The organism is Clostridium sp. (genome assembly GCF_050717515.1).
GTDB lineage: Bacteria > Bacillota > Clostridia > Clostridiales > Clostridiaceae > Clostridium_AD.
Genome location: NZ_JBOITL010000036.1, coordinates 154,901 through 167,677 on the forward strand (window position 1 = coordinate 154,901; position 12,777 = coordinate 167,677).

Annotated in this window: 10 protein-coding genes; 6 read left to right on the plus strand and 4 right to left on the minus strand. The window is 31.4% G+C overall.

Going from position 1 to position 12,777, the window contains the following annotated elements; translation table 11 throughout:
- Window positions 1-225: 225 nt before the first annotated feature.
- Complete coding sequence (locus ACREV6_RS20265) at window positions 226-1,500, minus strand: DEAD/DEAH box helicase (RefSeq protein WP_431579857.1); 1,275 nt, start codon at window positions 1,498-1,500, stop codon at window positions 226-228.
- 408 nt (window positions 1,501-1,908) lie between these two features.
- Between ACREV6_RS20265 and ACREV6_RS20270 the strand changes: the two genes are divergently transcribed.
- From ACREV6_RS20270 to ACREV6_RS20280, 3 genes are all read left to right on the plus strand, one after another.
- Entirely contained in the window at window positions 1,909-2,778 is an 870-nt protein-coding gene (locus ACREV6_RS20270; RefSeq protein WP_431579858.1) for an SDR family oxidoreductase, read from the plus strand.
- 99 nt (window positions 2,779-2,877) lie between these two features.
- Window positions 2,878-3,813 carry a M15 family metallopeptidase gene (locus ACREV6_RS20275; RefSeq protein ID WP_431579859.1) on the plus strand — a complete coding sequence of 312 codons (936 nt, stop codon included), beginning with the start codon at window positions 2,878-2,880 and terminating at the stop codon, window positions 3,811-3,813.
- A gap of 16 nt (window positions 3,814-3,829) precedes the next feature.
- Entirely contained in the window at window positions 3,830-4,945 is a 1,116-nt protein-coding gene (locus ACREV6_RS20280) for an amidase domain-containing protein (RefSeq protein WP_431579860.1), read from the plus strand.
- A 67-nt stretch (window positions 4,946-5,012) separates the two neighbouring features.
- On the opposite strand, the gene ACREV6_RS20285 is transcribed toward ACREV6_RS20280, so the two are convergent.
- Complete coding sequence (locus tag ACREV6_RS20285) at window positions 5,013-6,677, minus strand: ribonuclease J (RefSeq protein WP_431579861.1); 1,665 nt, start codon at window positions 6,675-6,677, stop codon at window positions 5,013-5,015.
- Window positions 6,678-6,984: 307 nt separating this feature from the next.
- On the opposite strand from ACREV6_RS20285, the gene ACREV6_RS20290 reads away from it, so the two are divergent.
- The 3 genes from ACREV6_RS20290 to pepF all read left to right on the plus strand — a co-directional run bounded on the left by ACREV6_RS20290 (window position 6,985) and on the right by pepF (window position 10,396).
- The gene (locus tag ACREV6_RS20290) at window positions 6,985-7,284 is read left to right on the plus strand and encodes a hypothetical protein (RefSeq protein WP_431579862.1); all 300 of its coding nucleotides are present in this window, start codon (window positions 6,985-6,987) and stop codon (window positions 7,282-7,284) included.
- A 455-nt stretch (window positions 7,285-7,739) separates the two neighbouring features.
- Window positions 7,740-8,186, plus strand: a complete 447-nt coding sequence (locus ACREV6_RS20295) for an RrF2 family transcriptional regulator (protein WP_431579863.1) — start codon at window positions 7,740-7,742, stop codon at window positions 8,184-8,186.
- A gap of 239 nt (window positions 8,187-8,425) precedes the next feature.
- Window positions 8,426-10,396 (plus strand): oligoendopeptidase F, encoded by a 1,971-nt coding sequence (gene pepF / locus ACREV6_RS20300; RefSeq protein WP_431579864.1) that lies wholly within the window; start codon window positions 8,426-8,428, stop codon window positions 10,394-10,396.
- 116 nt (window positions 10,397-10,512) lie between these two features.
- Here the strand turns inward: pepF and ACREV6_RS20305 are convergent, their stop codons facing one another.
- Both ACREV6_RS20305 and sigG read right to left on the minus strand, forming a co-directional pair.
- Window positions 10,513-11,811 (minus strand): patatin-like phospholipase family protein, encoded by a 1,299-nt coding sequence (locus ACREV6_RS20305; protein ID WP_431579865.1) that lies wholly within the window; start codon window positions 11,809-11,811, stop codon window positions 10,513-10,515.
- Between the two features lie 173 nt (window positions 11,812-11,984).
- Window positions 11,985-12,758, minus strand: a complete 774-nt coding sequence (gene sigG, locus ACREV6_RS20310; protein ID WP_124999171.1) for an RNA polymerase sporulation sigma factor SigG — start codon at window positions 12,756-12,758, stop codon at window positions 11,985-11,987.
- Between the last annotated feature and the right edge of the window lie 19 nt (window positions 12,759-12,777).

The following is a 12,777-nucleotide window of genomic DNA, read 5'->3' on the forward strand; positions in this document are numbered from 1 at the left end:
TTTAAGTCCTGGTTATACTATTATTGTAGTCAACTAGCCAACATTAAACTTATAAAGGGAGATGTTAGTTATGTTAATCAATAGATTTATAGTTTTAAGCGTAGGCAGTATTGCTAAAGCTAAGAACGGAGATTACTAAGTAAGTCCATATGAAATTTAAAATATGGATTAGTAAAGCCAATGATTATTTAATATAATCATTGGCTTTATGCATTTCATCTTATTTTATCTTGCTGCTCTAGCATTTCTAGGTTGTTGTCTTCCGGATTGATTTCTTTCATTTCTTCTTGCATAGCCATTTGCTCCTGACTTTCCAGTAGAGGCTTTCTTTGTATTATCCTTAGTAACTACTATTGGTAAATTACTTGCAGGATAAGGATGATCCTCTATTACTGGTATTGATTTTGCAATAACCTTCTGAATATCCTTTAGGAAATCTTTTTCTTCTGCGTCACAAAATGAAATTGCTACTCCACCAAGTCCTGCCCTGCCAGTTCTTCCTATTCTATGTACATAGGTTTCTGGTATATTAGGCAGATCAAAATTGATTACATGAGACAATTCATCAACATCTATACCTCTTGCTGCTATATCTGTTGCTACTAGTACCCTTGTAATACCAGCCTTAAAATTATTTAAGGCAAGTTGCCTAGCACTTTGTGATTTATTCCCGTGAATAGCTTGAGCCTCTATACCTGAATTATTTAGGTCTTTAGTTATTTTATTTGCTCCGTGCTTTGTTCTTGAGAATACCAAAGCAGAAACTATGGACTTATCTTGCAGCAAATGAATTAGTAGAGGCTTTTTATCTTTTTTATCCACAAAATATACTGATTGCTCAATAATTTCAATTGTAGAAGAAACAGGTGTTACCGCTACCTTTACTGGATCCACAAGAATAGAATCCACTAGCTTTGAAATTTCTGGTGGCATAGTCGCTGAGAATAGCATGGTTTGTCTGATTTTAGGTAGTTGCGCTATAACTTTTTTTACATCGCGCAAGAATCCCATATCAAGCATACGATCTGCCTCATCAAGTACAAACATTTCCACATGATGTATGTTAATGAATTTCTGTTGCATTAAGTCAAGTAGCCTACCAGTAGTTGCAATTAAAATATCTACTCCGCCTTTTAGTGCATCAGTTTGTTTTTTTTGTGACACGCCTCCAAAAATAACTGCACTAGTAAGATTCATATGTGCACTGTAGGCATCAAAGCTTTCTCCAATTTGAATTGCCAGTTCTCTAGTTGGTGCCAGGATTAGAGCCTTTATATTTTTAGGTCCCTTTATCACTTTTTGCTTTCCACAAAGAATTTGAAGTATAGGAATTGCAAAGGCTGCTGTCTTTCCAGTGCCTGTTTGAGCACAACCTAGAAAGTCTTTTCCATTCAATATACTAGGAATTGCAGCTTCCTGTATAGGTGTAGCCTCCACATAGCCTTCAGTTTCTAGTGCTTTTTTTATTGGCGTAATAAGATTTAAGTTTTCGAATAACATTATTTTCTCCTTTTGAAGTGGCTGTCTTGAACTTTAAATGTCGCAAATCACTGATATCCTGTTATGAATCTTCTTGAAAATTGGAAACAACAACTTTCGTGCATGATTATATTGCATCTAAGAAACCACCCTTTATTAGTGATATGAGTATATTTAGGCTGATTAATCTTCATTTTAACTCTGACTTTATGGGTCTTTATTTATAAATAAATTTGTTTCACTTATATCAACTTAATTTTATATTTATTTTAATTTAAATGTTCGTTGCACTCATATTTTTTAATTATAACATATTTCTACCTTTCTTGCTATTCTTCTAATGGATTGTAGCTAAAGTGAATATAAATGTTCTTTTATCATAAACTATGTGTACAAAAATATATTTTATTTAAAGAAGGAGCTATTTTTATGAATGAAAACTTTAATTTTCCTACCAGCGTGCCTGAACAAAAACAAAATAAACAGCCAGGACTCGAGTCACTTATGAATCCAAGACCTATTTTTGAAAATCCAGATTGCATAGGCTCTGGCAAATTAATAAATAAAGTTGCCTTAATTACAGGCGGTGATAGTGGCATTGGAAAAGCAATTGCTTTGTCTTATGCCAGAGAAGGCGCAGATATAGCCATAGTATATCTTGATGAGCATGAGGATGCAGAAGAAACAAAAAAACTCATTGAAATAAAAGGTAGAAAGTGTATTTTGATCCCCGGAGATATAGGAGAAGATGCTTTCTGTAATGAGGCTGTAACCAAAACAATAAATGAACTTGGCAAAATAGATATTCTTGTGAACAACGCTGCAGAGCAACATCCTCAAAATAGTATTGAAGATATTACAGTGGATCAACTAGAAAAAACCTTTAAAACCAATATCTTTTCCATGTTTTATATGGTCAAAGCTGCATTACCTCATTTAAAAGAAGGTGCTACAATTATAAATACTTCCTCTGTTACAGCTTATGAAGGTCATAAAACTCTAATTGATTATTCCTCAACTAAGGGCGCAATAGTTACCTTTACTCGTTCCCTATCTCTTTCTCTGGTAAGTAGAAAAATACGAGTTAATGCTGTGGCCCCAGGTCCTATATGGACGCCTCTTATACCCGCGTCCTTTAGTGCCAGTGAGGTCGGTAAATTTGGAAATAAAACTCCCATGGGAAGACCTGGTCAACCTGTGGAACTTGCTGAAACTTATGTATTTTTAGCTTCCGAAGGTGCCTCCTATATAAGTGGCGAAACTATCCATGTCAATGGTGGCGTAGTGATAAATGGCTAGTGCCACCTACGTGGCAAGTGGCATCTTTATCCACACATATAATAAGAATTCATAGGCAATTATATATAGCAAAAGTATTTTTGAAAAGGAGATATTCTTATGAAGAAACACTCTGCTTTAATTTTTGCTACTAGTTTTCTTTACATCATAGTAAATATAGCAATACCCCCTGTTGCAAATGCTATTTTTACTAAGGAAAATACTAATATATATAATGTGAAAATGAAGCAAGACCTACTATGCCTAATGATAGCTTATCCTGAATATATCACAAATATTGAAGAAAAAAATGGGCATGTATATTTAGTGCTTAAGTCTGGTAAAAAACTTCTGTACGATGACAACCTAAGAAAAAATTCACAAGAAAAACTAACAAACCCAGACCTTCAAGATACTCTAGAACAAATATATCCCCTTTCACCTGTTCGAACCATTATGAAAACAGATTATGACCCTGGTCGTGCGCGTTCCTATGGGTTATTAACAGAAATTTATGGTTCTTCTAAAAAAGATATAGAATCTAGACTTACAAAAGTTAAAGTAGGCTACAACAATTATCAATTCAATATGAGTAGCGGTGCAGCGAGTTCACTGCAAGCTGTTATGAATGAAGTAATGCCCCTTTCGCAAACAAACCGCAATGTAAGAAAATGTCTTTTACCCTGCAGTGGTACTTTTAATTACCGGGTAATTTCAGGCACAAGTAGGTTAAGTCCTCACGCTTTTGGAATTGCTATAGATCTCGCTAGTGACAAAAGAGATTATTGGAAATGGGCATCAAAAGAAGATGGAGAAAAAAGATTAGCCTCCTATTCCAGTGAACTTGTAGAAATTTTTGAAAACAACGGCTTTGTTTGGGGAGGTAAATGGTCACACTTTGATATTCTACATTTCGAGTATAGGCCTGAAATAATTTTAAAGGCACGTTATTTTACAGCTAATGTGGATTCAACAAAATCATGGTATGAAGGTGCAGCATTACAGCAAGTGGTTATAAAAAATGCTATAGAAAAAATTAATGCACTAATAAAATAATAGGAGTAACAATATTATGAATATTTTTAAAGGGTCAAATTTACAATGGTCCAAAAATAGATTGTTTATATTTATAATACTTCTTTTATTGGTACAGCTATGCTTTCCTAGCTACAGCTATGCTGCGACAGATGAAGAAAAAAAAGAAGTTACTAGTTATATAGAACAAATTTTTCAAAGTAGAAACAAAGCTATACTAAGTGGTGATTTAGAATTAATTAAATCAATTTATAATCTTAAAACCAAATATGGGACTTGGGCTTATGAATATGAAAAAAGAAAGATGAATTATATTAATAATTGGACACAAAAACAAGGAATTAAGTTTATAGATATCAAACCAACAGTAATTGTAAAAACAATCAAAGGTGGCATTGATAATTTTTACATTTACCTATTGTGTTCCACAGAATATAAATATGTATATGAAAACCAACTTGAAATAGAAAATATTTCAAAAATTGGCACCTATCACATATTACAACTTACTAGCAAAGAGGGTTCTTGGGTAATTTCTAAAGAATGGTATAAAGATCCTTTTGGAGATTCACTAAACTTAGATAATATTAAAGCAGATTCTATAAAAAGTTATATACTATCTCAAAATGCTAAAGATTTATCCACCCTAGACAAAAGAAGAACAAAAGCTACAGAATATGCTGATAAATATTGTGGTGCTGCAAGTACCGCAGAATTTGAATATAAGTATAATAAAGAATATAGGGACTATAATCCTCAGGGTGGTGATTGTGCAAACTTTGCCTCACAAATTCTTTTTGAAGGTGGAAAATTCAGAAAAAATTCTGCATGGAACTACGACAAAAATGGAGCAACAAGAGCTTGGCTCAACGCAGATGGCTTTAAAAAATACATGGTATATAGTGGTAGAGCCTCAGTAATTGCTTATGGTAGCTACGATAAAGTATATAAGGCTAGTTACAAACTACTACCAGGAGATTTTGTTGCCTATGAAAAGAAAAATGACATCACTCACATTTCTGTTGTTACAGGTGCTGATTCCAGAGGGTACTCCTTGGTTAGTTGTCATAATTCAGATAGAAATAAAGTGCCTTGGGACCTTGGATGGAGCAATAAAAGCATTAAGTTTTGGTTAGTTAGAGTTCATTATTAATAAAACTATTAAAAGCTGAGAGCATTAACCCCTCAGCTTTTAATTGTCACTTGGATGGACTTGTTTCTTAAATTTCCATAATAATAGGGAAAATAATAGGTCTACGATTTGTTTTTTGATATAAATATCGCTCTACAGATTTTTTCATATTAGATTTTAATACATACCATTCAATGATTTTATTATCTAAGCATTTGTTAAGTTCAATCCTGACAATCTCTTTTACTTCACTAATTAATTCATCTGATTCTTTTGCATATATAAATCCACGAGTGATTATATCTGGTCCAGCAATAATACTATATGATTCCCGTTCTAAGGTAACTACTATAGTAAGCATTCCATCTTCTGCTAAGTGCTTTCTATCTCTAAGTACTATGCTTCCAACATCCCCCACACCTAGACCATCTACAAAAACAGCTCCAGTTTGTACACGTCCTGTCACTTTAGCTTCATCTTTTGTAATTTCTAAAACAAGCCCTGTTTCCATGGTAAATATATCTTTCTCCTGCATACCTAATCCCTGTGCTAACTTAGCATGCTGCCTTATATGTCTGTATTCACCATGAACTGGCATAAAATATTTAGGATGAACTAAGGCATGGATTAATTTTAATTCTTCTTGATAGGCATGGCCGGATACATGTACTTCTTCCAAATCCTCATAAATTACTTCTGCTCCTTTTTTAAATAACTCATTTATTACTCTAGATATAAGTTTCTCATTTCCTGGAATTGGAGATGCAGAAATAATATATAAGTCCTCCGGCTCAATGGTAATTTTCCTGTGAGTAGCAAAAGCTATTCTGGCAAGACCTGCCATGGGTTCCCCCTGACTTCCAGTAGTTATTATTGTAATGTTTTTATTGTTGTAATTTTGCATATCATCCATATTTATAATGTAATCTTCTGGTATATGAAGATATCCTAGTTGCATAGCCACTTGTGAGATATTCTCCATACTCCTTCCGCTAAAAACAATTTTTCTATTATACATTACGGAAGCATCTGCTATCTGCTGCATTCTATGAATGTTTGAGGCAAATGTGGCTACAATAACTCTTCCCTCAGCATTAGATAGTATTCTAGTTAGGGTCTTTCCTATAACTTTTTCTGAAATCGTATGCCCTTCCCGTTCCACATTTGTGCTATCAGCCATAAGTAGTATTACGCCCTCTTTACCTAAATTTGAGATACGTTCTAAATCCATGACTAATCCATCAATGGGTGTAAAATCAATTTTAAAATCACCTGTATGCAATATGACACCCAGTGGTGAGTGAATTGCAATAGCACAGGAGTCCGCTATGCTATGAGTGACCCTTATAAATTCAATTTTGAAGTTTAGTAGTTCTATTATGTCTCCAGCATTTACATTGTGAAGTTCACAATCTGATAACATATTATGCTCTTTTAGCTTATTTTCAACTATTCCTAGTGTTAGCTTAGTTCCATAAACAGGTACATTTAATTGCTTAAGAATGTATGGCAATGCGCCTATATGGTCTTCATGCCCATGAGTTAAAAAAATACCTTTTACCTTTTCTGTATTATTTTTTAAATAAGATATATCTGGAATTACTAAATCCACACCATACATTTCCTCATCTGGAAATGAAATACCACAATCTATAACAATGATTTCGTCCTCGTATTCAATAGCAGTTATGTTCTTACCTATTTCTCCAAGGCCTCCTAAGGGAATAACCTTTATACACTCTTCCTTTTCCACTAAATCCTCTCCTTAATTTATATGTATAAATTATTAATTTCATTTTCTTTATTTTGCCTTATATTGTGAATTTAATACCTTTCTTTTGGAGAATTATTAATGCAATGTATCTTCAAAAAAATAACTACTTTAAAGTAGCTTCTACATTGCTTATATTTATAATTAAAATAGCAATCATCTTTAAAGTCATAGCTGTTCTCCAAGTGAATTTGCAAAAATATTTAAAAGAATACTAAAAAAATTAATGAGCACCCTAATAGTATAAATAAAACCGTTAAAACTATAAACTATAAGGAGATAAACTAATATGAAAACTGAAGAACAAATCAAATCAGAAGTGTCAAGGCAAGTTATTGACAGTATGAAAACGACTTTAAATGAAGAGTTAACTCAGGTAGAAAAGGAATTTGAAGAAACTTATAAAAATAAGCTTGAACAAGAACTACAATATTCCTTAGAGCTTGCAGAAACTGGCCTTCAACACAATTCTAGCAAAACCCTAAAAGTAGAAAACAAAAAACTAATGCAGCAATTAGATAGCATAAGAGTTGAGAAAATGAAAGTTGAGAACAAGTTAAAAACATTAAATGAATTCGAAAATATATAGTATCAAAGGGTCAATAAATCAATTTAAGTAAAGCCCATGACCTTCATGGGCTTTTTATTTTTCATTCTATTTTCCTCCTAAATTTTATTTTTCCTCACTTTACTTTGTTTCTATGTGCTTATCCTACAATCTCTTGTTTTTTTAAGTATTATTTAAGTGAAAATATAAAATAAAACATAACATAAACTGTACCCATATTTTCTTTCCTTTCTGATGAGAAGCTAAAAAAGATTGTGGATATGACTGGTCATAAGGCCTACAAGAAAGGATCTCTATTATGCCACTCAGGGGGGAAATCTGATACCTTATTTATAATTAATGAAGGTGGAGTAAGTATTTAGATAAACCACAATTTGACTTATTCTTTTCAATATAGTATCATTTAATTTAATGAATAAATATTACATTATGCGTTATTTGTATATTTTAGTATAGATAAGGAGAATTAATTTACCATGAATATTTCTACTAAAGGAAGATATGGTTTAAGGGCAATGGTTGATATAGCAGTGAATTCATTGGGAGACTATATCCCCTTAAAGGTTATCGCTGAAAGACAATCCATCTCAGAAAATTATCTAGAGCAAGTTTTCTCAGTACTTAGAAAAGCTAAGCTTGTAAAAAGCGCAAGAGGGTCACAGGGCGGTTATACCCTATCAAAAGAGGCCTCAAAAATCACAGTAGGAGAAGTTTTAAGAATTCTCGAAGGTGACTTAAGTATTACAGGAGATGATGATGGGGCCCTAGGCATTGATAAAACCATTAAAGTTTGCATAAACACCATGGTATGGCAAAAGGTTAATGAACAAATTAATAAAGTTATGGACTCTGTCACACTACAAGATCTGGTAGAAAAGTACAATACTCTGAATACAGAATATACCTTGGACTTTATAATATAAATGAAGAATAATAACACTTGGATTATCCAAAGGTTATTATTCTTCATTTATTTTCACGGATAATTTTTTATTCCTCCACTTTCTCATGGAACTCTTAACTATTATAAGTTCCAAATAAACTATTTTTAGAATTTTTACATTATTTTAACATAACTCTTGAAATAAATTAAAACTCAGTATATAATTACAATTATGTACTAATATTTACATTTTTAAAAAGATATGGGGGGGGATATGTTATGTTAAATTCAAAAAAGAAAATTATTATATCATGTATGGCCGCTGGGATATTTTTGACTACATCAATTAATGCTTCTGCATTAGTTAATGTAAATGGAGTAGATACAAATGCACGCCATTCAGCAATTTATGCAAAAGATAAACAGTATGAACCAACACCGGCACCAGCAACACCACAAAAAATTGATGACAAGTACAAATGGAACTTAGCTGATATCTATGCAAATCTGCAAGCATGGGAAAAAGATATTGAGAAATTAGAAAAAGAATGTTTTCCTAAGTTCAAAGATTATAAAGGAAAACTAAATGACCCTAAAAAATTACTTGAATTTTTAAAATTAGATGACCAAGCATCAAGTATTATAAATAAAGTTTATTGGTATGCTGGATTTAAATGTGATTTAGATCAAGGAGATACTGAAGCTACAGAGTTAAAAGCTAAAGCAGAAAGTATTTATGGAGAATATGGACAACTTGTAACCTTCTTCACTCCCGAACTATTGGCTCAAACTACTGATTCATTAAAAACCCTTGTATCAAATCCTATTTTAAAAGATTATGCTCATTTTATAGATGTTTTAATTAAGCAAAAGGCACATACTCTTTCAACTGCAGAGGAAGATATATTAGCTAATGCATCAGAATTTGCTAGTTCTCCAGAAGAAATTTTTACTAAATTAAAAAATTCAGATATGAAAAAAGCAGTTATAAAAGATAAAGATGGAAAAGATTTAGTACTAACTCCAGTAGCGCTTTCAAAGATTCTTGATGGTAAAGATAGAGAATTAAGAAAAACAGCTTTTCAAGCTAATGGTAAAAGTCAAGAAGACTTTCAAAATACCTTTACTTCAATTTACTTATCTTCTGTAAAGAAGGACATTTTTTTAGCTAAATCTAGAAAATATAACTCTTCTCTTGAAGCTTCCCTTACACAAGATAGCATTCCAACAGAGGTTTATGAGAATTTAGTTAAAGCTGTTAATAATAACATGAAGCCACTTCATAAATATATAGAGTTAAGAAGAAAAGTTTTGAATGTTGATAAAGTTCATGGCTATGATTTATCTGTTCCATTAGTTGCTGATTATGAATTAAAAATCCCTTATGAAGAAGCTAAGACCATGATTTTAGATGGATTAAAACCACTTGGTAATGACTATTTATCTATAGTAAAAGAGGGCTTTGATAATAGATGGATAGATGTTTATGAGTCAAAAGGTAAAACAACAGGTGGATATAATTTAGGACTTAATGATGTACATCCTTTTATACTTTTAAACTATAACGATTCATTAGATGCAATGTCAACAACAGCTCATGAAATGGGTCATGCTGTAAATGCTGTTTATGCACAAAAGGCTCAAGCATTTAGGAACTCAGATACCCCTATATTTACTGCAGAAGTAGCTTCAACTGCTAATGAATTATTAATAACAAAATATCAAATAAAAAATGCTAAAAATGATGATGAAAAATTATATTTATTAAACCAATTAGTTGATAATATAAAAAATACAGTGTACACTCAAGTAATGTTCTCAGAATTCGAAAAAATAGCACATGAAAAATTAGAGGCAGGCGAACCTTTATCAGCTAAATCTTTAGGAAAAATATATGGTGACCTACAAATAAAATACCACGGTGATAGCTATGTATTAGATGAAGTATCAAGTGTTAGCTGGGCTAAAGTATCACATTTTTATAGAAACTTCTATGTTTATAAATATGCTACTTCTATGGCTGCTTCAAATGAAATAGTTAAAAATATACTTGATGGAAAAGACAAAAATGCAACTGAAAATTATTTCAATTTCTTAAAAACAGGATCTTCAGAGTATCCTGTTGATGCTCTAAAAAAAGCAGGAGTTGATCCAACAAAAACAACTTCAATTGATAACCTATTAACTGAATTTGGACAATATGTAGATCAGATGGAAACAATTCTTAAAAAACAAGGTAAAATAAAATAACTACAAGTTGAAAAATTATTATGTTTCTTAGGTTCAGAGTGAATTCTATCCCATATTTAGGATTAGAATCCACTCTTTACTTTTTGAAATAACCCTAAACTATTATAGTTAAATATTTATACTTTTAATTTTCTATTTAGTAATAGTGAAAAAAATAAATTCGCTATTGCATATTTGGGTTGACTTAAGGCAATTAAGCTTCTTTTTTTAATAATCGAGGGAGATGTTTCATTTAAGTTTGGTTCATAAAATACCAATGCCTTATTAAGGTTATCCACTTTACTTATTAAAATAATAATATTTGTTTCTAATGCTACTTTCTTATAATTTTCATATTCTTTCATAATTTCTTCAATAAGTTCCTCTAAACTGTATATCTGTATTCTATGTATTCCTAAACATTCTGAACATATTTCGGCCATAGATATAATAACACTATGTCCATCTAATTCCCCTGTTACATATTTTCTTATTTTTCTTAGTAGTCTAAATTTAATGCTATTTACAATTTTCGAAGTACTTTTATTTATATTTACTCCATAAAATGCATATATTTTTTCAATTTCTTTTTCTTCTAAATCACTAACATATGGATTTTTGCGCCCCTTACAAATTTCAGAATTTACAATGTAGTACTGTTTTCCTATTGTCTTGCCAAAAGCCCTGAGAGTATCAAAATAACCTAGTTTTATATTGTTTTTAGAGTTTTCTTCATTAAATTGAAGTGTTCTTCCAAGATATTCCGAATTCTTAATATAAATAATTTTATTATTGCTTGTATCAACCTTTTTTATCCTACCTAGGCCAGAAACATCTACTAGGATGATATTTTTACTTTTCTCAAATATTAATGAAATGGGTATATTATCATATATTCCTCCATCTACATATCTTTTATTATCAATAATCTGTGGTTTGAACGTAGGAAAACATGAACTGGCAAGTAAATAATCTATGAGCTTACCTTCTGGAATATCTTTTATAAAAATATTTATTGGTTTAAAATCTGTTAAAGAAAAAGTGACAATACCAAAATCAATTTTTGATTCTCTTATTTTCTTTTCATCAATCACTGTGTATAATAGCTCTTTTAATGGTGTGACATCCATGCCACCTGATAGTAGTGAACTTTTTATAGTATTTATAATTGATGCTAAGCTTAAGTTTTGTGATAATATATCCCCTTCTTGACCAAAATTAATGATTTTGCTCATGGTCAAATCATTCCACATGTTGTAAGCTATATCAAAATCTCCTTGCACCATGATGGCTCCATTCAAAGCCCCCACAGAGGTTCCTACAACTACCTCCACATAAACATTCAATTCATTTAAAGCTTTCCAAACTCCTATTTCATATGCTCCTTTAGCACCTCCACCGCCTAAAACCACTCCATATTTTTCATTGTTTATCATAATCTTTTCCTCATATTAAATTTCCTCCTTAATCCTATATTAGTATTATACCAATAAAAAGAGTACATAATTACAAGTAGGTCTTTTATAAAAGAAAATTCATTCTTTCTGTATAAGTATGGAAGAAAAATGTATTAAAATAAAATTAAAAAAAGGGTCCCACTTTGGGGACCCTATACATACTTTCTCATGTGCTTTAATGCATTTTTTTCAACTCTAGACACCTGTGCTTGTGATATGCCTATTTCATCAGCCACTTCCATTTGAGTTTTTCCATCGAAGAACCTCAAATTTAAAATTAACTTTTCTCTATCTTTTAATTTTTTCATACCCTCATTAATTGATATATTTTCAAGCCAACTATCATCTGAGTTTTTACTGTCGCTAATTTGATCCATTACATATATTTCATCTCCACCATCATGATAAATTGGTTGAAATAAAGATACCGGATCTTGTATAGCGTCTAGTGCAAATACCACGTCCTCCCTTGGTAAATTTAGTTCTTTTGCTATTTGAGATATTGTTGGTTCTTTATTATCCTCATTTACCAATCTATCTCTAACTTGTAATGCTCTATATGCAATATCCCTTAATGATCTACTAACTCTTATAGAGTTGTTATCTCTTAAGTATCTTCTTATTTCACCTATAATCATAGGAACTGCATATGTTGAAAATCTAAGGTTTAGACTTAAATCGAAATTATCAATGGATTTCATTAAACCAATACAGCCTACTTGAAATAAATCATCTACATTTTCTCCTCTATTATTGAAGCGCTTTATAACACTTAAAACCAACCTTAAATTCCCCTCAATAAATTTTTCTCTACACTCATACTCGCCATTTTGTATCCTTAATAATAACTCTTTCTTCTCTTTTTCTTTTAATACAGGCAATTTTGAAGTATTTACTCCACATATTTCTACTTTATTGAACATCATAAGGTCATCCTTCCCTTCA

Bases quoted from the DNA above. Each gene is read 5' to 3' on its own strand.
- sigG (WP_124999171.1), bottom strand. From the start codon at position 12,758: ATGATGTTCAATAAAGTAGAAATATGTGGAGTAAATACTTCAAAATTG.
- ACREV6_RS20275 (WP_431579859.1), top strand. From the start codon at position 2,878: ATGAAGAAACACTCTGCTTTAATTTTTGCTACTAGTTTTCTTTACATC.
- ACREV6_RS20280 (WP_431579860.1), top strand. From the start codon at position 3,830: ATGAATATTTTTAAAGGGTCAAATTTACAATGGTCCAAAAATAGATTG.
- ACREV6_RS20270 (WP_431579858.1), top strand. From the start codon at position 1,909: ATGAATGAAAACTTTAATTTTCCTACCAGCGTGCCTGAACAAAAACAA.
- pepF (WP_431579864.1), top strand. From the start codon at position 8,426: ATGTTAAATTCAAAAAAGAAAATTATTATATCATGTATGGCCGCTGGG.
- ACREV6_RS20290 (WP_431579862.1), top strand. From the start codon at position 6,985: ATGAAAACTGAAGAACAAATCAAATCAGAAGTGTCAAGGCAAGTTATT.
- ACREV6_RS20295 (WP_431579863.1), top strand. From the start codon at position 7,740: ATGAATATTTCTACTAAAGGAAGATATGGTTTAAGGGCAATGGTTGAT.
- ACREV6_RS20265 (WP_431579857.1), bottom strand. From the start codon at position 1,500: ATGTTATTCGAAAACTTAAATCTTATTACGCCAATAAAAAAAGCACTA.
- ACREV6_RS20305 (WP_431579865.1), bottom strand. From the start codon at position 11,811: ATGATAAACAATGAAAAATATGGAGTGGTTTTAGGCGGTGGAGGTGCT.